Here is a 24,699-nt window from a genome sequence, read left to right on the forward strand (position 1 = left end):
GAGAACCTGAATGCCGATGTGGCCCAGACCGCCCGCGCCGATGACGACACACTTGTCGCGGGGTGTGAGCCGTCGGGCCGCTTTCGCCGCCGCGTGATAGGCGGTCAGGCCGGCGTCGGCGAGTGCGGCCACCGCGGACGGCTTGAGCGAGTCGTCGATCTTCACCACTGTCCTGGCATTGGTCCGCAGGTAATCCGCGTACCCACCGTTGGTGTCGATTCCCGGGAAATCGCTTGTCTCGCAGTGAACGTCGTCGCCGGATCGGCAGGCGCGGCACAGTCCACACGTGACCAGCGGATGCAGAATCACCTTGTCGCCCTCGGTGACGTTGGTGACGGCCGATCCCACCGCATGCACCCAGCCAGCGTTCTCGTGGCCGATCGTGTACGGCAATGTGACACCGGACTTTTCGGCCCACTGGCCTTCGAGAATGTGCAGATCGGTGCGGCACACGCCTGCTCCGCCGATCTTCACGATCACGTCGAGGGGGCCTTGCACTTCGGGAATCGGGACCTCGGTCATCTCCAGCTTCCGGTGGTAGCCGACAACCTGGACGGCGCGCATCGTGCTCATCGTGAATGCTCCTGTGTAGTGCGTTGTGGGACAGCGACAGTGGTCAGGGGAATGAATGCGCCCTCTGCGCGTGGGACTTGCTGTTCCTCGGCGCCGGGGTATCGGGTCTGCAGCAGTCCGCGGCAGAAGTGCGCGTTGCCGTCGATCGACACGCGGGTGGCGCGGGCTCGCCGCATCACCATCGTCAGGTCCCCGGTGTGCGGGCGACCGGCGTGATCGACCAGAGCCGAGGCGGCCGGATCCGTGCGAAGTCCGAGTGCCTCACGGCGGCGGAGCAATGCGTTCGACGTTCGGTCGTCCGCAAGATCCCCGAGCACGACCGTCGACAGATCGTTCTCGGTCGCATCGGGATTCGCCCGCAACCATGCTTTGAGCGAGCGTTCCATCGCAGCTACGTACGCTTTGCGGCGGAACGTCGCTCGTAGCTCGTCGAGGTTCTCCTCGGCTTCGTGTCCGAAAGTACCGCGGTAGCCGGCGTCGGCGGCAAGGCCGGTGTTGATCTTGTCCGAGTCGTGGTGATCGTCGAGTTCGACCAGCACTCGCTCGGTCCACGGCAATGCCGTCAGCACGTCCTTGGAGTCTCCCGCCATCAGATACGCGAAGTTCGGCGAACAGAACGACGTCGGCAGCCGGAGATGAACATGCACGACGCCGTCGTCGACCTCGAGGGATCGGACGAATCCGAGATCGGTGATGGGCTCGTCCAATTCGGGATCGAGGACGAGTCCGAGTGCGGCGAACGCCTCGTCGTGCCTCGACAGGGTTGCAACTACCGACACGTCACACCCCCGCGAGGTCGGCGCGTTCGGGTTGACGCGGTCCGGTCTCGGTCTCGTCGGCGTCGGGCAACTGCAGTTCTGCCGGGACCGGGATGTCGTAGAGCTTGGCGGCGTTGAGCCCGAGCACCTTTTTCTTCTGCTCGATGGTGATGGGCGCGTATTCGTCGAGGGACTCGTGGATCTGGAAGTCGACGAATCCTTCGACCAACCACTTGGGCGTCCACAGCGCGTAGTCGGAGGAGAAGAAGATGCGGTCCTCGCCCAGCCAGTACAGCAGCTCGCCCATGATCTGCCCGAAGTACTTCGGACGCGTGTGCATGAACGGAATGGCCACGGCAAGTCCGGCATACACGTTCGGTTCCTGGGTGGCGATCCAGCAGAAGTCTTCGAGGCGCGGCAGTCCGCAGTGCTCGACGACGAAGTTCAGGTCCGTGAAATCGGTGGCCACGTGGTCGACGTCCGCGACGTCGAACGCGTCGCGGTCGAGCGGACGAATGGTCGGCCCCTTGTGCACGTGAATGTTCTTGATGCCGACCTCGCGGCACACCTCGAGGTAACGCCGCGTCCAGTCGTCGTCGAGCTTGTAGCCGCGGGAGTCGCCGTGCCATTCGGCGGTGTAGAGCTTGACGCCTTTCAGCCCGAAGCGTTCTGCGTCGGCCCGCAGTTGGTCGAGGCCACGCTCGCCGTTACGCGGGTCGAAGTGGTGGTTGTAGGTCAGCTTGTCCGGGTGAGCTGCCGCGAGTGCAGAGGCCTCCTCGGTCTGGCCGAAGCCGGTCTTGTAGAACTCCCCGAGGTGAGCGGGCTGGAAGATGGCGTGATCGACGTATCCGATCTCGAACAGGTCGTGCATCAGCCGCTCGCCGCCCTGGTAGAGGTACTCGTCGTACGTCCATAGCTCGCTCTCGGGCGAAAGATTGCGGTGGTAGTCGTAGAAGCAGTCGATGAACTGCTTGCCGTGGATGTTGCGCTGGTTCTGCTCCCGCGCATCCCACAGGGCGATGTGGGCGTCGACGATGAAGTAGTTCTCGCCGTTTTTCGTGTACATGCGGTGGGCCTCCCGAATTGCAGTGCGTGACGTGGGTCACGTTGATCTGTGCACGACGGTAGGGCTGTGGGGCCGCCTCGAGGGCCCCGCGACGTCTCAATTCGAGACGATCGGCGGGGTGAGATTGCGACATGCGAATGTAACGTGGGTCACATGGCTGAACCGGAGGGTCTCGTGCGAGCCCGACTCCACTCCGAGCCCCTCGCTGCCGTCTCCCACCGCCTTCTGGCGTCGTGGCATCGCAGCCAGCGGTACGGGGTCTCGCTCGACGAGGTTGCTCCCGTCTTCTCCGGAACGTACGACGGCGAATCCCTGTTCTATCGCTGCGGCCGGGAGGTGCTCGACGGTCTGCGCGACACGCTGGCGAACGAGCCGGTATCGATGATGCTGACCGACGCCGACGGTCTCGTACTGGATCGCGTCAGCGCGGACCGCGAGTTGCTGGCCGCGCTCGATCGCGTGCACCTGGCACCCGGGTTCTCCTACGCCGAGGATCAGACCGGCACCAACGGACTCGCACTCGCGCTGGCGGATCGGGTACCTGCGGTGGTGAAGGCGGACGAACACTACTCGCTCTCGTTGGCCGGGTACACGTGTGCGGCCGCTCCCGTTCTCGATCCACTGACCGGCCGGGTGGAGGGGTGTGTGAATCTCACGACGTGGTCGCAGTCGTCGTCGGATCTGCTTCTGGCCCTTGCTCAATCGGCGGCCGGAAACACCTCGGCGATGATGCTCGCACGGTCGCAGGGCCAGCAGCCCAGGCCCGCACCACGCGGTGAGGTCTTCCGAGTCGAGACCGCGCACAGCGGAGCAGGATCCGGCATCGTCGACGACCTCTCGCCGGCCTGGCGCAGTGCACTGGGCTCGGCGACATCGGCGCTGGCCGATCACGGTTCGGTGCTGATGGTCGGCGAGGCGGGATCTGGACGAGCTACCGTCCTGGCCCGAGCGCTGCGGACATCTCGGCCCCGCGGCCGCATCCTCAGCGCCGGTGCGCCCGCTGCCCGTGACGTCGAGGCCTGGCTCGACCTGTGGACCCCCGAATTGCCGAAACCCGATACCGCCGTGGTCATCCGCGACGTCGACAGGCTGCCCGCCCGTGCGGCGGACACGTTGGCGGAACTGCTTCGTCGTGCAGGGGCAGGTGTGCCGGTGACTGTCACGGCATCGAACTACGACGACGTTCCGCATGCACTCGCCGGATTGCTGCGCACAGTCGTCGAATTGCCTTCCCTGCGACATCGGCCCGACGACATCGCGCCGCTCGCCCTGCACCTCGCGGGCCGGGTACGCGGCCGGGCCGTCACGCTGACCACCGCCGCCGAGCGGGCGCTGCGGGAGTACGCCTGGCCGGGAAACGTCGCGGAACTGGCGACGGTCATGCATCGGGCCGCGATCCGCGCAGACGTCATCGGCATCGAACACCTGCCGCCGGAGGTGCTGTCGCACACCACCCATCGACTCACCCGCATCGAGACATTCGAGCGGGACGAGATGATTCGCGTGCTGTCGCAACCCGGCATCACGATGAACGACGCGGCCGAGGAACTCGGCATGAGCCGAGCGACCATCTACCGCAAGCGAGACCGATACGGCATCACGCTGCGTTCGTGATCGCCTACGCTCGATCTCATGGCCAGTAGCTCACCGTCGATCGAGTTGCCGGTCGGCGACCGCATCGTACGAATCTCCAACCCCGATCGGGTGTACTTCCCCGAGAGCGGTGCCACCAAGCTGGATTTGGTGAACTACTACCTGAGCGTCGGCGACGGCATCGTGCGGGCACTGAGGGAGCGGCCCTGCATGATGCACCGCTTCCCCAAGGGTCTCGCCGGAGACAAGGTGCACCAGAAGCGTGTGCCCAACGGAGCGCCGCCGTGGCTGGAGACGGTGCAGGTGACGTTTCCCCGCTACAACCGCACTGCCGACGAGCTGTGCGTGACCGAACTGGCTCACGTGGCCTGGGCAGTGCAGATGTCCACCGTCGAATTTCATCCGTGGAACAGCCGCCGCGCCGATGTCGAGATGCCCGACGAGTGGCGCATCGACCTCGACCCGATGCCCGACTGCCCCTTCGACCGAGTGCGACGCGTCGCCGGGGTCGTTCAGGAGGTGTTGGAAGACCTCGGTGCCGTCGGCTGGCCCAAGACCTCCGGCGGGCACGGGCTGCACATCTACGTGCGCATCGACCCGGCCTACGGATTCAAGGATCTACGAAGGGCAGCACTGGCATTCGCGCGTGAGGTCGAGCGTCGCGCCCCGGATGACGTGACCACGACGTGGTGGCGCAAGGATCGCGACCCGTCGAAATTGTTCGTCGACTACAACCAGAACGCCCGCGATCACACCATCGCCAGCGCGTATTCGGTGCGGGGGAATCAGCAGGCGACGGTGTCGACGCCGATCTCCTGGGACGAGGTCGCGAGCGTGGATCCGCGCGAGTTCACGATGTTCACGGTGCCGGCCAGATTCGCCGAGTTGGGTGACCTGCACGCGGGCATCGACGACGCAGTGTTCGCCATCGACGAGTTACTCGAATGGGCGGAGCGGGACGAGCATCAGGGCTTGGTCGAGCCTGCAGAAGACTGACCCCGCCGAACTCGCAGTTATGTACGGAAATCGGCGGAAATCCGTGCATAACTGCGAGTTCGGCAAGCAGTTCTAGTCGGTGCCGGACTCGATGGCGGCGTGGTCGAGTGCCGAGGAGTCGACGGAGCTGTCGGGGCCGCTTGCTGCGATGGCGTCGGCTCCGCCTGCGGGCAGTTCGCCGATCAGGTCGCCCCAGGCGGTGAGTTGATTCTGCGCGGCGTATTGCTCGAGTTTGCTGCGTGAATCGGCGATGTCGAGGTTGCGCATGGTGAGCTGGCCGATGCGGTCGCCGGGGAAGAAGGCCTGGCCCTGGCTGCGTTCCATCGACAGCTTCTCGGGGTGGTAGCTGAAGTTGCTGCCCTGGGTGTCGACGATGGTGAAGTCCTGGCCGCGGCGCAGTCGCAGTGTCACGCTGCCGCTGACGACGTTGCCGACCCACCGCTGCAGGCCCTCACGGAGCATCAGCGCCTGCGGATCGAACCAGCGTCCCTCGTACAGCAGGCGTCCGAGTCGACGGCCCTCGTTGTGGTACGAGGCGACGGTGTCCTCGTTGTGGACGGCGTTGACGAGGCGTTCGTAGGTGATGTGCAGCAGCGCCATGCCGGGGGCCTCGTAGATGCCGCGACTCTTGGCTTCGATGATGCGGTTCTCGATCTGGTCGCTCATGCCGAGACCATGGCGACCGCCGATGGAGTTGGCCTCCATGACGAGGTCGACAGCGCTGTCGAAGGTCTTGCCGTTGATGCGGACCGGGCGGCCGCGCTCGAACTCGACGGTGACCTCTTCGGCGGCGATCTCCACCTCGGGGTCCCAGAACTTAACGCCCATGATGGGGTTGACGATCTCGAGCGAGGTGTCGAGGTATTCGAGACTCTTGGCCTCGTGGGTGGCACCCCAGATGTTGGCGTCGGTGGAGTACGCCTTCTCGGCGGAGTCGCGGTAGGGGAGCGTGCGCTGGCTGAGCCACTGCGACATCTCGTGCCGGCCGCCGAGCTCGGCGACGAATGCCTCGTCGAGCCAGGGCTTGTAGATACGCAGCTGCGGATTGGCGAGCAGGCCGTAGCGGTAGAACCGCTCGATGTCGTTGCCCTTGTACGTCGATCCGTCGCCCCAGATCGAGACGCCGTCTTCCTGCATGGCGCGGACCAGCATCGTGCCGGTGACCGCGCGGCCGAGCGGGGTGGTGTTGAAGTACGTCTGCAGCGACGAGCGGATATGGAATGCCCCGCAGGTCAGTGCAGCCAGGCCCTCCTCGACGAGAGGCTCGCGGCAGTCGATGAGCCGCGCTTGCTCGGCCCCGTAGGCCAGGCCGCGCTCGGGCACATCGGACAGATCCGGTTCGTCGTACTGACCGATGTCGGCGGTGTAGGCGTACGGCACTGCGCCGTGCTCGCGCATCCATGCCACGGCCACCGAGGTGTCGAGACCGCCGGAGAATGCAATGCCGATTCGTTCACCGACCGGGAGAGAGTTCAATACCTTCGTCACGGCAGCAGCCTAGTAGGGGTCGTTCCGCAGGCTCCACTCCCGGCCTAGTAGGGGTAGTTCCGCAGGCTCCACTCCCGGCCTAGTCGTACTACTGATCCGGCCGATCGGCGAGCGACTCCACTGCACCCCGGACCGCATCGAGATGCACGGTCATGGCGCGGGCTGCCGCGTCGTATTCGCCGGATCTGATGCCGTCGACGATCGCGTCGTGTTCGACGTTGGACTGCTGCTGCCGATGTGCGACGAGGTTGAGGGTCTCGGACTGCCGGGTCAACGCATCCCGAATATCGACGATGATCGCCTCGAATACGCGGTTCTTGCTCGCTCGCGCGATCGCAGTGTGGAACTGCGCGTCCAGCAGTACCCAGGCCTCGTGGTCGTCCTCGGAGCGCATCTCGTCGGCCAGACCGGCGAGCACCGTCAACTCCTCGTCGGTACGACGCTCCGCGGCCCAGCCGGCAGCGGGAATCTCCACGTGAGGGCGGGCCTCCATGAGCTCGCGGGCCGCGTAGTTGCCGATGTCGAGGTCGTTTCCGACGCGGTCACGAACGACGAAAGTGCCCAGGCCCGTTTTGGTTTCGGTCAGGCCGAGGGCATGGCAGGAACGCAGCGCCTCACGGATGACCGAGCGGCTGACGCTGTGCCGGGTGGCGAGCGCGGCCTCGGAAGGCAACTTCTGCCCTACGGGTAGATCACCCGACGCGATCGCCGAGCGGAGGTCGGCGAACACCGCCTCGGCTGCGCTCATTCGGGCATTCGTGGGCGCACTGACTGCCCAGCTGTCCGACAGGTTCATGACGCAATCCTAGCCTGGGGTTGACCGATGAGGTGTTCTGCGCCACACTCTACCTGTCAGACAGCCGGACAGCTGGACACCCCATCAAGGAGCGCAACCGTGGCCGATACCCGCATCGAGAAGGATCTTCTCGGCGAACGCGACATCCCGACGACTGCGTACTGGGGGATCCACACCCTGCGCGCTCTCGAGAACTTCCCCATCACTGGGCGTCCGATCTCCACCAACGCGCATCTCGTTCGCGGACTCGCAGCGGTGAAGTGGGCGGCTGCGTCGGCCAACCAGGATCTCGGAATTCTCGACGCCACCCGCGGGGAAGCGATCCGCACGGCGTGCCAGGAAATCCTCGACGGCCAGTGGCACGAAGAGTTCGTCGTCGACGTCATCCAGGGTGGTGCGGGCACCTCGACCAACATGAACGCCAACGAGGTCATCGCCAACCGTGCACTGGAGATCCTCGGGCACGCCCACGGCGACTACAGCATGCTGCACCCCAACGAGCATGTGAACGCGTCGCAGTCCACCAACGACGTGTACCCGACGTCGGTGAACATCGCGACCATCTTCGCGGTCCACGAGCTCATCGCCTCGATGAAGGTGCTGCGAGACTCGTTCTCCCGCAAAGCAAGCGAATTCGCCACCGTCGTCAAGATGGGCCGCACCCAGCTGCAGGACGCGGTGCCGATGACTCTCGGTCAGGAGTTCGGCACCTACGCGATCATGATCGACGAGGATTGCTCGCGGCTCGAAGAAGCAGCACTGCTGGTGCACGAGATCAATCTCGGTGCCACCGCCATCGGCACCGGTCTCAACGCTCCCGCCGGCTACACCGAATCGGCTGTCGCACATCTGCGGACCATCACCGGTCTGCCGCTGGTGACTGCGACGGACCTGATCGAGGCAACGCAGGACGTCGGTCAGTTCGTGCACCTGTCCGGTGTGCTCAAGCGCGTCGCGGTGAAGCTGTCGAAGATCTGCAACGATCTGCGGCTGCTGTCCTCCGGTCCGCGGGCGGGCTTCAACGAGATCAATCTGCCTCCGATGCAGGCGGGTTCGTCGATCATGCCCGGCAAGGTCAACCCTGTCATCCCCGAGGTGCTCAATCAGGTTGCCTACGAGGTGATCGGCCACGACGTCACGATCACGATGGCGGCCGAGGCAGGGCAGTTGCAGCTCAACGCATTCGAGCCGATCATCGTCAAGTCCCTGTCCGACGGTATGGCGCATCTGAGTGCCGCGTGCCGCACCGTCGCGCATCGCTGTGTCGACGGCATCACCGCCAACGTCGATCTGCTGCGTGAGCGCGTCGAGAACTCCATCGGCCTGATCACCGCGCTGAGCCCGTATCTCGGATACGTGGAATCGACTGCGATTGCCCAGGAAGCGTTGGTCAGCGGGCGCAATGTGGTCGACCTCGTACTCGAGAAGGGGCTGCTGGCCCGGGACGAGCTCGATCGGCTCCTGAGTCCCGAGCACCTCGCCAACCTTCGAGTGGCGCCGGTCGAGCATGCAGATGCTCCCGAGACGTCGACGAGGTGACGCGATGAGCACCGAGAATCGGAGTGTCGATACCCGCAAGGCCTTCACCGAGGAAGACCCCGGTTATCGAAAAGAGCTGGCACCACGTCAGATTCAGATGATCGCCATCGGCGGTGCCATCGGGACCGGGCTGTTCATGGGAGCCGGTGGCCGCCTCCGCGACGCAGGTCCGGCGCTGGTGCTGGTGTATGCGCTGTGCGGATTCTTCGCCTTCCTGATCCTGCGCGCTCTGGGCGAACTGGTGATGCACCGGCCGACCTCGGGCTCGTTCGTCTCGTACTCGCGCGAATTCTTCGGCGAGAAGGTCGCTTTCGCGGCCGGCTGGCTGTACTGGATGAACTGGGCGATGACGGCGGTCGTCGACGTGACGGCCGTGGCGTTGTACATGAACTTCTTCAAGAAGTACTGGGCCCCGCTCGGCGACATCGACCAGTGGGTGTTCGCACTCGGGGGCCTGCTGCTCGTTCTCGGGCTGAACCTGGTGTCGGTGAAGGTGTTCGGTGAGCTCGAGTTCTGGTTCGCGCTCATCAAAGTCGTTGCACTGGTGACGTTCCTGTTGATCGGTACCTACTTCGTCATCTTCGGAACGCCCATCGACGGGCAGGAGCCGGGGTTGAGTGTGCTGACCGACAACGGCGGACTGATCCCCAACGGGCTGCTGCCTGCGATCGTGGTGATCCAGGGCGTGGTGTTCGCGTACGCCTCGATCGAGCTGGTCGGTACCGCTGCCGGCGAGACGCAGAACCCCGAGAAGGTCATTCCCAAGGCGATCAACACCGTCATCATCCGTATCGTCGTGTTCTACGTCGGCTCGGTGTTGCTGCTCTCGTTGTTGTTGCCGTACACCAGTTATCAGGCCGGTGAGAGTCCGTTCGTGACGTTCTTCGGAGCCATCGACGTCGAGGGTGCCGACGCGATCATGAACCTCGTGGTCCTCACTGCGGCACTGTCCTCGCTCAACGCCGGCCTCTACTCCACCGGACGCATCCTGCATTCGATGGCGATCGCCGGTTCGGCTCCCGCATTCGCTGCGCGGATGAACAAATCGGGGGTGCCGTACGGCGGAATCGCCCTGACGTCGGTGGTGACGCTGCTCGGCGTCGTGCTCAATGCAGTGGTCCCGGCGCAGGCATTCGAGATCGTGCTCAACCTCGCCGCTCTCGGCATCATCAGCGCCTGGGCCGTCATCGTGGCGTGTCAGCTGAAGTTCTGGTCGCTGTCCAAGACCGGTGCGGTCACTCGACCTGCGTTCCGATTGTTCGGTGCCCCGTACACCGGATACGCAACGCTAGGCTTCTTGGCGTGTGTACTCGTGCTGATGGCCTTCGACAAACCGGTCGGTACCTGGACGGTGGCGTCGATCCTGCTCATCGCGCCGATGCTCGTCGGTGGTTGGTACCTGTGCCGCAAACGAATTCGAGAGGTGGCGGCCGCCGATGAGTGACCATGTCGCGTTGTTGACCACCGGCGGCACCATCGCCAGTAGTCGCGACGAGCACGGGGTTTCTCGTCCGGTCGCCGGTGTCGGGGTGGATGTCGACGGCGTCGCGGTGCGCGAGGTGATGTCGAAGGACAGCTCGGCCTTGGACTTCGCGGATCTCGACACCATTCGTACGGCGGTGGCGGACGCGCTCGCCGAGGACGGATGCGTCGGAGTGGTGGTGCTGCACGGGACGGACACCATGGAGGAGTCGGCGTTGTACGTCGATCTGTTCCACGACGACGAGCGTCCGGTGGTGTTCACCGGCGCGCAGCGCACTGCCGATCATGCCGATCCGGACGGCCCCGGCAACATTGCCGCGGCAGTGGCAGCAGCGCAGTCCGAGCGGGGTGTATTGATCGCCTTCGGTGGGCGCTTGCTGCCCGCACGGGGTGCGGTCAAGAAACACACCACCGAGCTCGACGCGTTCCGCTCAGCCGCATTGCCGCGACCGAAACCGTTGCCGTGGAAGCCCATTGCCGGGGTCCGCGTGGACATCGTCGCGCTGTATCCCGGTGCCGACGGCCTGCAGATCGATGCGTGCCGCCAGGCGGGGGCGTCGGGCATCGTGCTCCAGGCTCTCGGCTCGGGCAACACCAACGCCGCCGTGGTGCATGCGGTGAAAGAAGCAGTGACGGCTGGGGTGCACGTGGTCGTCACGACGCGGGTGCCGTTCGGTGAGACCTCGCCGACGTACGGCGGCGGCGGGGGTGGACACGATCTGGTCGATGCGGGTGCGGTGTTCTCCCGGGAACTGCGGGCGGGGCAGGCACGGATTCAGTTGGCGGCGCTCGTTGCCACCGGAGCGAGTGACGTGGCTGTCCACAATTCCTTCTCGTAGGCGGGAAACCGTGTGCGGAGGCGAACAGTGGACAACGGCGGCAGTGCCGTTCGAGCTACAGCTCCGACTCGCCCCAACTCTCGACGTGTAGTTCGTCGCCGACGGTCACCGTGCCGTTCTGCAGCACGGAGAATTTCGACCCGAAAGCGACACCCTTCTGTCGGCCGCGGCGGTAGTCACCCAGGGTGCGCAGCGGCTCGGGCCCGGTGCGCTCACCGGTTGTCTGCTCGACAGTGGTGACGGCGCACCGGATCGCCAGCTTGGTGTACGCGAGACGCGTGGATCCGATGGTCACTTCCCGCACCTCGTCTTCCCGATGCGGTTCGTCCCAGCCGTCGACGACGATATTGGGACGAAATCGATTCATCGGCAATGCGGCGTCGAGTCGGGAATTGAGCCCGGCGAGAGTGGCGGTCGAGAGAATGTGGACTGCCGCACTGTCGGCGAACTGTGCTGAGCCGGGCGATATTCGGTCGGTGATCCGGCCGAGGTCGCGCGGCGCGGCGACGAGCCTCGACGGTTCTCCGATCACTTCGGTCAGCCAGCCCGCGACCTCGTCGCCCTGATCGATGCCCCGCATCGGCGTGCGGAACATGGTGATGTCACGCGACTCGGAATCGCGGTCGATCGCCACGGTCACCGAACCCATCGATGCGTGGTCGAGCATCAGCGACCCGTCCGTCACCGAGCATCGAACGACCGCGAGGCCGGGATCGCTCCGTTGACTGCGAAATGCGCCGTCGGCATCGACGATCATGAATGCGCGATCGTGCTCGAGGCCGGTAGCGCTCACGTGGGCAGAATCCAACAATGCACCTGCGCATCCCTTGACTGGGTAGGTCAGCAGAGACGACACGCGCACTCGTCGAGGATACTGGGATCCATGACTCGTGCGCTGTTGGTTGTGGATGTGCAGAACGATTTCACCGAGGGTGGCGCGCTGGCGGTGGCCGGCGGGGCGGAGGTCGCGCGCAGGATCAGCGCGTACCTGGCGCGCCAGGGCGACGACTACGACCTCGTGGTGTCCTCGCGGGATTGGCACGACGCAGAGGGCGACAACGGCGGGCATTTCGCCACCGATGCCGCACCGGATTTCGTCACCACGTGGCCGGTGCATTGCGTGGCAGGCACGGTCGGTGCCGAGTACCACCCCGATTACGCGACCGGTTCGGTGGACGTGCACGTCTACAAGGGGCAGGGCAAGCCGTCGTACTCGGCGTTCGAGGGCGTCACCGAGGACGGGACACCCCTGGCCGAGATACTCGCTGCCAACGAGGTCACCGACATCGACGTCGTCGGGCTTGCGACCGACTACTGTGTGCTGGCCTCGGCCAAGGATGCCGTCGCCGAGAAATTCGACGTCCGCGTCCTCACCGACCTCGTCGCCGGGGTTGCTCCCGAGACCTCCGCGGCGGCCCTCGACGAGCTGAGAGCATCCGGCGCTTCGGTGGTCTAGGCCGACGCGACCCCCGTCGTCAGCAGCACGGCCGCGTCTGTCATGGCTCGCAAGGAGTGCGGTGCTTCGGGGACGATCAAGAAATCTCCGGACATTCCGCACCACACATTGCTGCCGCTGACCAATTCGACCCGACCGGACAGGACATGCACGGTGGCCTCTCCTGGGTTGCTGTGCTCGGACAGTTCGGCACCGGCAGCGAGCGCGATCAGTGTTTGTCGGAGAGCGTGGTCGTGGCCCCCGTACACCGCCACCGCCGCCCGACGCGACGAGGCGGCGGTGGCCGTCGCGATCTGCGTGCCGACGAGTGCGTCGAGCGAAACCTTCTTCATTCGGTCACGGTGACGGGAGACCACAGGTCCGGCCCGAACACCTCGTAGGAGATGCGGTCCGGCGGTACGCCGCGCTGAAGGGCCGCGAGCCGGACGGCGCGCAGGAACGGCAACGGTCCGCAGCTGAGCACGTGGGTGTCCGCGGTGAAGGCGATCCGGTCGAAATCCATCAATCCGGTGAACGACGTCGAATCGTCCGCGTCGACGGTCTCGTACCAGGCGTGATCGACGACGTCGTCGAGTGCTTCGGCCGCGGTGGCGATCGCCTCGCGCAATGCATGGTCGACGCGGCTGCGGTCGGCGTGGGCCAGTATCAGTGGTCGGCCGGGCTGAGTTCGAGCGAGATGCTCGACGAGCGGCAGCACCGTGGTGATTCCGGCACCGGCCGTGGCGATCAACAGCGGTCCGTCGCCCGATGGGACTCCAAAATCGCCTGCAGGACTGCTCACTTCGAGAATGTCGCCGACGTCGACGGCCTCTTGGAGGTGGGTCGAGACCTGCCCGGGCGGACCGTTCCGTACCTGTGCCACCGTGATCTGCAGGCGGGTGTCGGAGGCGATGGACGAGACGCTGTACTGACGCGGCTGCCGGGTGCCGTCGGCGAGGTCGACGAACACCGTGACGTACTGGCCGGCCGCGAGTGCGGGAAGGGGAGCGCCGTCCGCGGGTTCGAGGACGAGCGAGACCGTGCCGGGGCTTTCCTGCGTGCGCCGCATCACGCGATACGGGCGCAGCGGATTGTGGGGGTCGATGTCTGCCGCTGCGTAGAGGCGCGCTTCGGTGGCGACGAGCTGAGTGGCGAACAACCAGTAGACCTCGTCCCACGCGGCAGCGACGGCGGGAGTGACGGCGGCGCCGAGGATGTCGGCTACGGCACCGAGCAGGTGACGGCCGACGAGGGTGTACTGCTCCGGGGTGATGCCGAGGGTGATGTGCTTGCCGGCGATGCGGCGCAACACCGGCTCGAACGACGGTGCGTCCGGGTCGATCAGTTGCACGGCGTAGCCGAACACCGACGCGGCCAGTGCCCGACTCTGCTCTCCGGATTCCTGATTCGCGCGGTTGAACAGCCGCCACAGCTCGGGGCGTTCGCCGAGCATCGACTCGTAGAAGCGGGCGCTGATCGTTTCGGAGTGTTCCGCGACCACACCGGCAGTGACTCGGACGACGGCCTCGGCAGCGGGAGACAGAGCGGGGTGGGTGTCGGACGAGGGGCGGGGTGGTGCAGTGAGGGTCACGTCACCACCCTGGCCGCTGCGCTGCTGTCGCAGCAGCCCTTTACGTCCCGACGTCGAGGGACCTTCGTCCCTCGGGTGGCTTTCTAACTGTCGATCGTCGTGGTGATGGAGGTGACCGACGGTGCCGCCGGGGTGCTGCCGAATCCGAATGTCACCGGGGGTGTGACGGGGGTGAGCGATCCGAGGTCCTCGCCCTGCCACGATGCGGAGACGTCGGTGACGCGATGTTGGTGCCTGGCACCGTAGTACTCGCGTCGGCCCCCGCCTGCGCTGCCGCGGGTGCGCACTCCGCGCAGTACGACTCGGGCGATGGGGTCGCTGATCGCGCAGAACCACGGTGCCGTCGACACCGCGTCGGGCACGATGCTCAATGCGCGACCGAGCACGGTCGGCCCGGCGACGCGGATCCTGATCGACAGGTCACCGGCCTGTACCGATCGCCATCCATTCGGCTCCGCTACGAAGGTCACCGGGACCAGCTCGGTGGAGTCGAATATGTATGTGGCGGTGACGAATTCGCGTACGTCCTCGTTGGGGGCGATCAGCAGACGCTGTCCGTCCGCGAACTGGACCATGACGTCGGTGAATTCCCCGAGCGGCGACCGCGTCCAATGCCCGACGACGATCCGCACGCCGGACGTCGTACCTACCCCGTAGATCTCACCGTGAAACCGTGATCTGGTCATCACACCGACTGTAGCCATGCTCGGCCCGGGTCGGTGCATAGTGGAGGTCATGGCGTCCTCGCAACCCACTGTATTCGTCCTGTTCGGCGCGACCGGAGACCTCGCGAAGCGAATGGTCCTGCCGTCGTTCTACCAACTCCATATCGAGGGCCTGCTGCCCGAGAAATGGGTCCTGATCGGCAACGGCCGCAAGGACACCTCCGACGACGAGTTCCGCGATCACGTCCGCAGCGTCCTCGACGAGTTCGCCGAGAACGTGGACGACGGCGATTGGTCCGAATTCTCCGAGCGAATCCGCTTCGCGGGCAACGGCTTCACCGTCGACGATCCCGGTACGTTGCCCGAGATCGTCGCCGAGGTGAAGAAGGACATCGGCGACGACGCCCAGCTGGTGCACTACATCGCTCTGCCTCCGAGCACCTTCGTCGATTACACGAAGGCCCTGGGTGCACACGATCTCGCCGAGGGTTCCAGGGTGGTCTACGAGAAGCCCTTCGGCACTTCTCAGAGCAATTTCGAGGAACTCGACAAAGCCGTCCACGAGGTCGTCGAGGAAGAGCAGGTCTACCGAATCGACCACTTCCTGGGCAAGGAAGCGACCCAGAATCTGCACGTGCTGCGGTTCGCGAACGGCATGATCAGCGGCATCTGGAACTCCGAGCACGTTGCGCAGGTGCAGATCGACGTCCCCGAGACCCTCGACATCGACGACCGCGCCGAGTTCTACGACGAGACCGGTGCCGTGCTGGACATGCTCGTCACGCACCTGTTCCAGGTCGCGGCCGAGGTGGCGATGGAACCGCCGGCGTCACTGAAGGCCGAGGATCTGCAATCGGCTCGGGAGACGGTGATCGGGAAGTTCCGGGCGTTGGACACCGACGAGGTGGTACTCGGTCAGTACGACGGTTACCGCGACGTTGAGGGAGTCGACGACAACTCCGAGGTCGACACGTTCGTGGCGGCCAAGCTGTGGGTCGACACCGACCGCTGGCGTGGAGTGCCGTTCCTGCTGCGCACCGGAAAGATGCTGGGTGTCGGAGCGCAGCGGGTGTCGTTGGTGTTCCGCAAGCCCGCCGACAGTCCGCTCACCGAGCTGCCCGAGGACGGGGCGGTGCTGTCCTTCGATCTGTCCGGAGACGGCAGCATCGACATCGCCATGACGGTCAAGGAACCGGGCCCGGATTTCGATCTGTCGGTGGGACATCTGGCGTTACCGCTGAAGTCGGTGCCCGACGCAGAGCCGCTCAGCCCATACGCGCGCCTGATCCTCGATGTGCTCAGCGGAGACAGATCGTTGTTCACCAGGCCGGACGGTCTGGCGCACGTGTGGGATGTCGCGGCTCCCTTGCTGAGCAACCCGCCCGAGGTGAAGAGTTACGAGCCCGGTTCGATGGGACCCGCCGAGGCGGACGCGCTCGCCGCACCCTGTGGCTGGTTGATCACCGGGAATACCGAGGGCTGAGTCTGCGTCGCGTTTCGGGGTCCGAAACAGTCGGTGGGTCCTTTTTGTCCGAAACGATGGACTGTACCGAGTTGCCGACGATATGTTTCTGACGCTCTTACATCACCCGTCAGACCCCCCTCGACGTTTCTCGAAAGGCCTTCACCCATGTTCTTGGACCTCATCACCGATCTCCTGCCCATCCTCGGTGGCGGCGAGGAAGGCGGCCTCGGCGACCTCATCACCGGCGGACTGCTCGACGGCTTGCTCGAGGGACTCCTCGGAGACAGCACCGGTAGCTTCGGCTCCAGCTAGTCCCACATCGCAGAAGGCCCTGCTCCTCGTCCGTCGAGGAGCGGGGCCTTCTGTCGTGCAGGTGGGCCGTCACGGCCGGAGCGGCATCAACATCAACCCCGCGAGGTAGATCAGCACGACGGTGCCGCCGGTCAGGACCGTGCCGGCAACGGTGGCGAGGCGGACGATGTTGACGTCCCAGCCGAAATATTCGGCAACGCCGCCGCAGACGCCTCCGATCATCTTCTGCGAACTGGACCGGGTGAATTCTCTGGGGGAACCGCTCTCGAATGTCATGGTGAAAAGTCTGCGTCATCAACGGCTTTCGGCACATCGGGGGTTTCACCCATCTCGACCCCGATAAACGGACGGTCCGGCAAACGGTGCTCGAACAGGATCTCCGACTTTTACGCGCCGAGACCTGGACCGGACGCTTCGGTGAGGGTTACGGTCGCACCCGATCGGTCGTAAGGCGTATCGCGCGTACCCGGCTCGTCCCCCTTGCGGGCCGGGTACGCGCAACGCTGCCGCAGGCGTGTGGTGTTCACCGAACCGCCATGGAATGGTCACCGATGAGCACTAACTTTCGGCACATGACCGACAATGATCTGCGCAACGGTGAGGCTCCACGCACGAACCTGAGCGACTTGCTCGACATCACCAAGGCGGTAGATCTTGCCGACACCTCGGGCTTCGCCGTCGACGACTCCGATGACGACGATCCGATACTGCTGACCGTCCCCGACGGCCACGTCGTCGACACCTGGCGCGAGAACTACCCGTACGACGAGCGCATGACGCGCGCCGAGTACGAGCTCGAGAAGCGTCTGCTGCAGATCGAACTCCTGAAGCTGCAGATGTGGACCAAGGAGACCGGTCGACGGCACGTCATCGTCTTCGAGGGCCGAGACGCCGCCGGTAAGGGCGGCACGATCAAGCGATTCATGGAACACCTCAACCCGCGCGGTGCGCGTGTGGTTGCGCTGGAGAAGCCGTCGGCGCGCGAGTCGACCGAGTGGTACTTCCAGCGTTACATCGCACACCTGCCCGCGGCCGGGGAGATCGTCCTGTTCGACAGGTCCTGGTACAACCGTGCGGGCGTCGAGCGGGTCATGGGTTTCTGCACCGACGAGCAGCACGCCCACTTCGTTCGCCAGGCACCGCTGTTCGAGCAGATGCTCGTGGACGACGGCATCAGTCTGACCAAGTTCTGGTTCTCGGTGTCGCAGCACGAGCAGCGCACCCGCTTCGCCATTCGGCAGGTCGACCCGGTGCGGCAGTGGAAGCTCTCGCCCATGGACCTCGCCTCGCTGGACAAGTGGGATGCGTACACCGCGGCGAAGGAAGAGAATTTTCGCGCCACCGACACCGATGTCGCACCGTGGACGGTCGTCAAGAGCAACGACAAGAAGCGGGCTCGCATCAACGCGATGCGTTTCGTGCTCAACAAGTTCGACTATGCCAACAAGGATCCCGAGATAGTCGGGGAAACAGACCCGTTGCTTGTGGGCCGCGCGAAAGAAGTGATCGGCGAATAGTTTTCACTGCATAACCGGTGAGATTTCCGGTGAACCGTTGCGGCACCATCTTTCCGGGGTCTCGAGTTGATACCGGGTGCTGCGCCAAACCTTAGCGTGCGGTAAGAACGAGGGAGGTCGTATCACCTACGGCTGTACGTACACGCGAGCATCAGGAGTTCTCATGGGTTCAGCAGCACAGTTCATTTCCGACATCGCTTCGGGCGTCTACGACGGCATCGTCGACGCGATCGTCGATCAGATCGTCGGCGTGCTGACGTCGGGTAGCGCCGCTTAATCGTCCGTAGCGCGTCGCGGTCGCAGTCGGGGGCGGCCGCGACGTCTCGGCACCGTCACCGTTTTGTGATATCGCACCAAGATTTTCGACTTTTACTGTCATTTCCGTGTACAGAGCGTGACCTTCTGAGGTAGAAATCTTCTTGCAGAGATCATCGCGTGACACAAGTCACTGCAAATCTGCATACCCCCCTCGATGAAGGAGTAGTTCCATGTCCGCTGAGCTCGGTGACCTTTTCGCGATCCTCCTCCAGCTGTTCTCCGGTATCAGTTCCTCTTCGGACTGACGTACCTCGGTTCCGTACCGTCGGCCTCGGATTCGTGAGCACCCGGTCGGAGCCTCCAGCAAGGTCCACCCGCGACATCGGCGCGGTGTTCGTGATGCCGGTTCGGCATCGAATCCCACTCTCTTCAAGGAGAATTCATGGAATTGCTCGCGATCTTGCTTCAGCTGCTCGCGCTGGGTAGCTCGGAAGGTAGCGGCTCGGGCACCATCGAGATCCCCGGTCCGTCCATCTGACCCACGACCATGAGCCGGGCTCGGCGCGACGTCGAGCCCGGCTTTCGTGGTTCGAAGTCGCTCGATCGGTCGAGAAGTCCTGCGAGCCTCGATGATTCGGTAGCGGTTCGGTCCTCAGGGGCGTCGGGGCGGGCCGGTGAGTGCTCGGCATAGGGTTGCCCGATGCAGACGGTTCCGATTCAGATGCCCGACGGTTCGACGGTGCCGGTCTCACTGTTCCCCGGTGAAGGCCGCGACGACGCGCCCGTCATCGTCGTTCTTCCCGGCCTCGGCATTCCCGGTGGTTACTACCGACTGTTCGCCGAGGCGCTCGTCGCGCGCGGTTTCCACGCCGCGATCGGTGACCTGCGCGGCCAGGGAGACAGTGTGCCCAAGCCGAGTTCGGCGAGTCGGTACGGGTATCAGGAGCTGGTGTCGGTCGACTTACCGGCGATCTTCGAGGTGGTTCGCGAGCAGTTCCCGGCGGCGACGCCGTACTTGCTCGGGCACAGCATGGGTGGGCAGCTCGGCTCGATGTACGCCGCGCGCATCAGGGGCAGGCTCGGCGGATTGATCCTGGTGGCGTCGGGCTCGCCGTACCACCGCGGTTTCGGTACGACCCGCGGTGTACCGCTGTACGTGGGCGCGGCGGCGATGGCGATCACCAGCAACATCGCCGGGTTCTGGCCGGGGGATCGCATCGGCATCGGCGGATTCGGTCGGCAGTCGCGGGTTCTGATCGACGATTGGTCCCGGTTCGCGCGCAGTGGCTCGATCGAGCCTGCTGGGGCCGACATGGACTACGAGGAACGGATGGGCCGTCTGACGCTGCCGGTGCTGGCGGTGACCATCGAGGGCGACGACCTCGCGCCTCGCGGCTCGATGGACAACCTCGTACGCAAGCTCGCCCGTGCCGATGTCACCTCGGTACACGTCGACGAGCCGCTCGGGCACAACGGTTGGATCCGTAACCCCACGGCGGTCGCCGACCTCGTTGCGGAGTGGATGCACAGGTAATTCGCACGAACTAACTTTTGGTCGTTTCACACGCTATTCGTCATTTCTACCTACTTTCGGTTCGTTTTGGTGTAAGAAGTTTTTGAACCAGCAATTGTTCGACGACGATAGTGAGCACGACTATGAACGGCCAGGGGGATTCGGTAGGTCGAATCGGTGGTGGGGAGCGGTGTCGCCGATCGCGTGCGCTGTGCAGAGTCGTCGTCCTGTGTGTGGTGGCATGCGTCGCAGCAGTAGCGCACCCACTCGCCTCCGCGGCCCCGGCCGACTCGGTGGCCGGTCCGGCGGAGTCGTACGTGGTGCGCACCGAGGTGGCCGACGACACCGCGATGACCGCGTTCGTCCACTCCGCCGCGATGAACCGAACGATCCCACTCAAGATCCTGCGATCTCCCGATCGGACGACTCCGAGCCCCACTCTGTACCTGCTCAACGGCGCGGGCGGCGGACTCGACGGAATGGACTGGTACACCCAGACCGACGTCGTGGCGTTCTTCGCCGACAAGAACGTCAACGTGGTGACTCCCGTCGGCGGGGCCTACTCCTACTACACGGACTGGCAGCAGGACGATCCGAGGCTCGGACGCAACCAGTGGGAAACGTTCCTCACGGCCGAACTGCCGCCGCTCGTCGACGATCTGTTGGATACCGACGGCCGCAACGCGATTGCGGGTATATCGATGGCTGCGACCTCGGTCCTGAACCTCGCCGCGCACCACCAGGGGCTGTATCGAGCAGTCGGTTCCTACAGCGGATGCGCGTCGACCCCCGATCCGATGGGGCGGGCATACGTCAAGACCGTCGTGTCCATGGCGCTCGGCGCGAACGTGACGAACATGTGGGGGCCGGACGACCACCAGGACTGGGTACGCAACGATGCGGTGGTCAACGCCGAAAAGCTGCGTGGCACAGCGCTGTACATCTCCAACGGTAGCGGACTGGCCGGGGCATCGGACACCCTCGACGGCACCAATCCCAACGGGCCCGGCTTCGTGTTGCTCAACCAGATGGTCGTGGGCGGTGCCATCGAGGTGGCGACCGGAGACTGCACACGGAGGCTGAAGACGGCCCTCGAACAGCTCGACATCCCGGCCCACTTCGAGTTGCGTGAGCGCGGCACCCACTCGTGGGGCTACTGGCAGGACGACCTGCACGATTCCTGGCCGATGTTCGAGGACGCGCTCGCCGGCTGAGAATCAGCTGCGAGCGAGGTGCCGCCACAGAAATTCGTAGGTCAACGCCGTCTTGAACGCCAACTGCGCATTGTCCGACGCCCCGCCGTGCCCACCTTCGATGTTCTCGTAGTAGCTCACGTCCTGACCGAGTTCGGCCAACCGAGCCGCCATCTTGCGTGCGTGTCCCGGATGGACGCGATCGTCGCGGGTGGACGTAGCGATCAGAATCGGCGGATACCGACGCTCGGATGCGGCGACGACGTTCTGGTACGGGGAGTACTGCGAGATGAACTCCCACTCGTCCGGGTCGTCGGGGTTGCCGTACTCGGCCACCCAGGACGCGCCCGCGAGCAGCAGGTGGTACCGCTTCATGTCCAGCAGTGGGACCTGACATACCAACGCGCCGAACAGTTCCGGGTACTTCGTCACCATGATGCCCATCAGCAGGCCGCCGTTGCTGCCGCCCTGAGCGGCCAACTGTTCGGTGGTGGTGATGCCTCGGGTGACGAGGTCGCGTGCGACAGCGGCGAAGTCCTCGTGCACCAGATGGCGTCCGGCACGCAGTACCTGGGTGTGCCACGACGGCCCGTACTCGCCGCCGCCGCGGATGTTGGCGACGACGTAGGTGCCACCACGTTCGAGCCACGCGCGTCCGGTTGCACCGCTGTAGCCGGGTGTCATCGAGATCTCGAAGCCGCCGTAACCGTAGAGCAACGTCGGTCCGGGTCCGGAATCCGCGCGTCGGACGACGAAGTACGGGATGTCGGTACCGTCGTCGGACCGGGCGAAGAACTGCTCCACCGTCAGGCCGTCGGCGTCGAAGAACGCCGGAGCCTGTTTGAGGACTTCGAGCTCGCCGCCCACCGTGCCCACCAGCAGTGTCGCCGGTGTCAGGTAGCCGGACGACGAGAGGAAGTACTCGTCACCGTTCTCCTCGGCGTCGGTGCCGACGATCGCGGTGGACGTCAGGTCCGACAGCCCGTCGATCGTGCTGACGTCCCACTCGTTCGCGCCGGGGGTCAGCACGTGCAATTTCGTCCGTACGTCCTGCAGCGTCACCAGCAGCAGGTGATTCTCGGTCCACGCGTACTGGTGCAGTGACGTGTGCGCGTCCGGGGCGAAGAGGACCGTGAGAGCGATTGTGCCGGAGACGAACTCGTCGAAATCCGCAGCGAGCAGCGCGCCGGCCGGATAGGTTCGGTCGCCGACCGTCCACGGCGTCATCGTGCGGATCAGCAACCAGTTCTCGTGCACCGAGGTCGACGCGTCCGTCGGCGTCGCGATCCGGGTCAGGGCAGAACCGTCCAACACGTAGGTCTCGGAGTTGTAGAAGTCGGTGGCACGCTGGACGAAGTCGCGCTCGAAGCCGGGGGTCCGGTCGTGCCAGGCGGAGATCGAGATGTCCTGTGCTGCACCCTCGTACACGGTCTCGGCGTCGACGAGTGGGGTGCCGCGATGCCACCGCTTGGTGATACGCGGATAGCCCGATTCGGTCAGCGAACCGGGCCCGAAATCCGTTCCTACGAAGACGGTGTCGGCGTCGATCCAACCGATGTCGGTCTTGGCCTCCGGTAGCGCGAATCCGCCGTCCTCCAGGGCGCGAAAGGTGCGGGAGTCGAGATCGAACTCACGGACCACCGTCGCGTCGGCCCCGCCGCGGGAGAGCGTCACCAGTGCCAGTCGTTGATCGGGACGCAGCACCTGCGCGCCACCCCACACCCAGTTCTCGTCCTCGCTGCCGGCCAGCGCATCGAGATCGAGCAGCACGTCCCACACCGGATTCTCGGTTCGGTACTCGTCCATCGTCGTTCGACGCCACAGGCCGCGGACGTGTTCGGCGTCGCGCCAGAAGTTGTACAGGTACTGCCCACGACGACGGGCGTACGGAATGCGGGCGTCGGTGTCGAGTACCTCGCGGATGCGGGACTCGGTGGCATCGAACTCGTCTCCGGCCAGTTCCTCGACGGTCACCCCGTTGCGGGTGCGAACCCAATCGAGGGCCTCCTCGCCGGTGACGTCTTCGAGCCAGAGATACGGGTCGTCCGAGATTGCCATTCCACAGTTCTAGCAGCAGATGCGCCGTCGGGTCGGTCGGCGCTCGCATGGCTACCGGCTGGTAACGAAGACCAGGTCGAGACAGCGTCGGAGGTCACGACTACGCTGGGGACTCGTGACCTCACACTATGACGTCGTTGTCCTCGGAGCCGGTCCCGGTGGGTACGTCGCTGCTATCCGCGCGGCACAACTCGGACTCAGCACTGCCATCATCGAGAAGAAGTACTGGGGCGGTGTGTGCCTGAACGTGGGCTGCATCCCCTCGAAGGCACTTCTCCGTAACGCCGAGCTGGCGCACCTCTTCACCAAAGAGGCGAAGCTGTTCGGTATTTCGGGTGAAGCGTCCTTCGACTTCGGCGCAGCGTTCGATCGCAGCCGCAAGGTCGCCGACGGCCGCGTCAAGGGCATTCACTTCCTGATGAAGAAGAACAAGATCCCCGAGTACGACGGCAAGGGCACGTTCACCGATGCCAACACCATCGAGGTCGAGCTGACCAAGGGTGGCACCGAGACGATCACGTTCGACAACGCGATCATCGCGACCGGCAGCACCACCAAGCTGCTCCCGGGAACCGAGCTGAGCAAGAACGTCGTCACGTACGAAGAGCAGATCATGACCAAGGATCTGCCGGGTTCGATCCTCATCGTCGGTGCCGGTGCGATCGGCATGGAGTTCGGGTACGTGCTCAAGAACTACGGCGTCGACGTCACCATCGTCGAGTTCCTCGATCGTGCGCTGCCCAACGAGGACAAGGACGTCTCGAAGGAAATCGAGAAGCAGTACAAGAAGCTCGGCGTCAAGGTCATCACCGGCGCGGGCGTGCAGAGCATCGACGACGACGGCTCCAAGGTCACCGTCGCGATCAAGCACAACAAGTCCGGTGAGAGCGAGACCTTCACCGTCGACAAGGTGATGCAGTCCGTCGGATTCGCGCCCCGCGTCGAAGGATTCGGCCTCGAGAAGACCGGCGTGGAGCTCACCGATCGCGGTGCCATCGGCATCACCAACACGATGCAGACCAACGTGCCGCACATCTACGCCATCGGCGACGTCACCGCCAAGCTCCAGCTGGCCCACGTGGCCGAGGCCCAGGCTGTCGTTGCTGCCGAAACCATCGGCGGCGCAGAGACATTGCCGATCGACGACTACCGCATGATGCCGCGTGCGACGTTCTGTCAGCCGCAGGTCGCGAGCTTCGGCCTCACCGAGGACCAGGCCCGCGAAGAGGCTCAGGCCCGCGGTTCCGACATCAAGGTCGCGAACTTCCCGTTCGCCGCCAACGGCAAGGCACACGGACTGGGCGACGCCACCGGCTTCGTCAAGCTCATCGCCGACACCGAGCACGGCGAACTGCTCGGCGGACACCTCATCGGACCTGATGTGTCCGAGCTGCTTCCCGAGCTGACCCTGGCCCAGAAGTGGGACCTCACGGTCAACGAGCTCGCCCGCAACGTCCACACGCACCCGACGCTGTCGGAGGCACTGCAGGAAGCGATCCACGGCCTCGCGGGCCACATGATCAACTTCTGATCCCTGCCCTACGACGACAACGGCGGCGACC

23 protein-coding genes are annotated in these 24,699 nt (G+C 64.9%); 12 read left to right on the forward strand and 11 right to left on the reverse strand.

The window, feature by feature from the left end; genetic code table 11:
* The 3 genes from A2J02_RS06295 to A2J02_RS06305 all read right to left on the reverse strand — a co-directional run.
* Positions 1–564: alcohol dehydrogenase catalytic domain-containing protein (locus tag A2J02_RS06295; protein WP_156516123.1), on the reverse strand; the 564-nt coding region annotated here is incomplete at its 3' end.
* A 5-nt stretch (positions 565–569) separates the two neighbouring features.
* Positions 570–1,352, reverse strand: a complete 783-nt coding sequence (locus A2J02_RS06300; protein ID WP_231893721.1) for an iron-sulfur cluster assembly protein — start codon at positions 1,350–1,352, stop codon at positions 570–572.
* A gap of 1 nt (position 1,353) precedes the next feature.
* Positions 1,354–2,397 (reverse strand): amidohydrolase family protein, encoded by a 1,044-nt coding sequence (locus A2J02_RS06305; protein ID WP_068048183.1) that lies wholly within the window; start codon positions 2,395–2,397, stop codon positions 1,354–1,356.
* A gap of 153 nt (positions 2,398–2,550) precedes the next feature.
* Between A2J02_RS06305 and A2J02_RS06310 the strand changes: the two genes are divergently transcribed.
* Both A2J02_RS06310 and ligD read left to right on the forward strand, forming a co-directional pair.
* Positions 2,551–4,011 (forward strand): helix-turn-helix domain-containing protein, encoded by a 1,461-nt coding sequence (locus A2J02_RS06310; RefSeq protein WP_068048227.1) that lies wholly within the window; start codon positions 2,551–2,553, stop codon positions 4,009–4,011.
* An 18-nt stretch (positions 4,012–4,029) separates the two neighbouring features.
* The gene (gene ligD, locus A2J02_RS06315; RefSeq protein WP_068048186.1) at positions 4,030–4,986 is read left to right on the forward strand and encodes a non-homologous end-joining DNA ligase; all 957 of its coding nucleotides are present in this window, start codon (positions 4,030–4,032) and stop codon (positions 4,984–4,986) included.
* A 72-nt stretch (positions 4,987–5,058) separates the two neighbouring features.
* Here ligD and argG read toward each other — a convergent pair whose 3' ends face one another.
* Both argG and A2J02_RS06325 read right to left on the reverse strand, forming a co-directional pair.
* Positions 5,059–6,474 (reverse strand): argininosuccinate synthase, encoded by a 1,416-nt coding sequence (argG, locus tag A2J02_RS06320; RefSeq protein ID WP_068048189.1) that lies wholly within the window; start codon positions 6,472–6,474, stop codon positions 5,059–5,061.
* Positions 6,475–6,562: 88 nt separating this feature from the next.
* Positions 6,563–7,270, reverse strand: a complete 708-nt coding sequence (locus A2J02_RS06325; RefSeq protein WP_068048192.1) for a FadR/GntR family transcriptional regulator — start codon at positions 7,268–7,270, stop codon at positions 6,563–6,565.
* Between the two features lie 99 nt (positions 7,271–7,369).
* On the opposite strand from A2J02_RS06325, the gene aspA reads away from it, so the two are divergent.
* Genes aspA through A2J02_RS06340 form a run of 3 tightly spaced genes read left to right on the forward strand, consistent with a single transcriptional unit; the run spans position 7,370 to position 11,130 of the window.
* Complete coding sequence (gene aspA / locus A2J02_RS06330; protein WP_068048195.1) at positions 7,370–8,809, forward strand: aspartate ammonia-lyase; 1,440 nt, start codon at positions 7,370–7,372, stop codon at positions 8,807–8,809.
* Between the two features lie 4 nt (positions 8,810–8,813).
* Entirely contained in the window at positions 8,814–10,253 is a 1,440-nt protein-coding gene (locus tag A2J02_RS06335) for an amino acid permease (RefSeq protein ID WP_068048198.1), read from the forward strand.
* Entirely contained in the window at positions 10,246–11,130 is an 885-nt protein-coding gene (locus A2J02_RS06340) for an asparaginase (RefSeq protein WP_068048201.1), read from the forward strand. Before A2J02_RS06335 ends, A2J02_RS06340 begins: the two co-directional genes overlap by 8 nt.
* A 55-nt stretch (positions 11,131–11,185) precedes the next feature.
* Here A2J02_RS06340 and A2J02_RS06345 read toward each other — a convergent pair whose 3' ends face one another.
* A complete protein-coding gene (locus A2J02_RS06345; RefSeq protein WP_068048202.1) occupies positions 11,186–11,992 on the reverse strand; it encodes an MOSC domain-containing protein in 807 nt (268 codons plus the stop codon).
* Positions 11,993–12,013: 21 nt separating this feature from the next.
* On the opposite strand from A2J02_RS06345, the gene A2J02_RS06350 reads away from it, so the two are divergent.
* Positions 12,014–12,586 carry an isochorismatase family protein gene (locus A2J02_RS06350; RefSeq protein ID WP_068048205.1) on the forward strand — a complete coding sequence of 191 codons (573 nt, stop codon included), beginning with the start codon at positions 12,014–12,016 and terminating at the stop codon, positions 12,584–12,586.
* Here the strand turns inward: A2J02_RS06350 and A2J02_RS06355 are convergent.
* From A2J02_RS06355 to A2J02_RS06365, 3 genes are all read right to left on the reverse strand, one after another.
* Positions 12,583–12,918 (reverse strand): cupin domain-containing protein, encoded by a 336-nt coding sequence (locus A2J02_RS06355; RefSeq protein ID WP_068048209.1) that lies wholly within the window; start codon positions 12,916–12,918, stop codon positions 12,583–12,585. The two genes, A2J02_RS06350 and A2J02_RS06355, sit on opposite strands and share 4 nt — an antisense overlap.
* On the reverse strand, positions 12,915–14,156 hold the full coding sequence (locus A2J02_RS06360) for a globin domain-containing protein (protein ID WP_231911417.1): 1,242 nt from the start codon (positions 14,154–14,156) through the stop codon (positions 12,915–12,917). The genes A2J02_RS06355 and A2J02_RS06360 overlap by 4 nt, the downstream gene beginning before the upstream one ends.
* An 83-nt stretch (positions 14,157–14,239) precedes the next feature.
* Positions 14,240–14,842 (reverse strand): hypothetical protein, encoded by a 603-nt coding sequence (locus tag A2J02_RS06365; RefSeq protein WP_068048212.1) that lies wholly within the window; start codon positions 14,840–14,842, stop codon positions 14,240–14,242.
* A 49-nt stretch (positions 14,843–14,891) separates the two neighbouring features.
* Here A2J02_RS06365 and A2J02_RS06370 point away from each other — a divergent pair, with 49 nt between their 5' ends.
* Together A2J02_RS06370 and A2J02_RS27615 are read left to right on the forward strand one after the other, a co-directional pair.
* Entirely contained in the window at positions 14,892–16,304 is a 1,413-nt protein-coding gene (locus tag A2J02_RS06370; protein ID WP_068048233.1) for a glucose-6-phosphate dehydrogenase, read from the forward strand.
* A gap of 147 nt (positions 16,305–16,451) precedes the next feature.
* Positions 16,452–16,598 (forward strand): hypothetical protein, encoded by a 147-nt coding sequence (locus A2J02_RS27615; RefSeq protein ID WP_156516122.1) that lies wholly within the window; start codon positions 16,452–16,454, stop codon positions 16,596–16,598.
* 69 nt (positions 16,599–16,667) lie between these two features.
* On the opposite strand, the gene A2J02_RS06375 is transcribed toward A2J02_RS27615, so the two are convergent.
* Complete coding sequence (locus tag A2J02_RS06375) at positions 16,668–16,874, reverse strand: PspC domain-containing protein (RefSeq protein WP_068048215.1); 207 nt, start codon at positions 16,872–16,874, stop codon at positions 16,668–16,670.
* 296 nt (positions 16,875–17,170) lie between these two features.
* On the opposite strand from A2J02_RS06375, the gene ppk2 reads away from it, so the two are divergent.
* The 3 genes from ppk2 (at position 17,171) to A2J02_RS06390 (ending at position 21,100) form a co-directional block, all read left to right on the forward strand.
* Complete coding sequence (ppk2, locus tag A2J02_RS06380) at positions 17,171–18,115, forward strand: polyphosphate kinase 2 (protein ID WP_068048218.1); 945 nt, start codon at positions 17,171–17,173, stop codon at positions 18,113–18,115.
* Positions 18,116–19,073: 958 nt separating this feature from the next.
* On the forward strand, positions 19,074–19,907 hold the full coding sequence (locus tag A2J02_RS06385; RefSeq protein ID WP_068048221.1) for an alpha/beta hydrolase family protein: 834 nt from the start codon (positions 19,074–19,076) through the stop codon (positions 19,905–19,907).
* Between the two features lie 122 nt (positions 19,908–20,029).
* Entirely contained in the window at positions 20,030–21,100 is a 1,071-nt protein-coding gene (locus A2J02_RS06390; protein WP_082899484.1) for an alpha/beta hydrolase, read from the forward strand.
* Positions 21,101–21,103: 3 nt separating this feature from the next.
* Here A2J02_RS06390 and A2J02_RS06395 read toward each other — a convergent pair whose 3' ends face one another.
* On the reverse strand, positions 21,104–23,137 hold the full coding sequence (locus A2J02_RS06395) for a prolyl oligopeptidase family serine peptidase (protein WP_068048223.1): 2,034 nt from the start codon (positions 23,135–23,137) through the stop codon (positions 21,104–21,106).
* 115 nt (positions 23,138–23,252) lie between these two features.
* Between A2J02_RS06395 and lpdA the strand changes: the two genes are divergently transcribed.
* Positions 23,253–24,668, forward strand: coding sequence for a dihydrolipoyl dehydrogenase (gene lpdA / locus A2J02_RS06400; RefSeq protein ID WP_037186801.1), 1,416 nt, complete (start codon positions 23,253–23,255; stop codon positions 24,666–24,668).
* Positions 24,669–24,699: the final 31 nt, after the last annotated feature.

Origin of the sequence: Rhodococcus sp. EPR-147 (genome assembly GCF_001647185.1) — a bacterium.
GTDB lineage: Bacteria > Actinomycetota > Actinomycetes > Mycobacteriales > Mycobacteriaceae > Rhodococcoides.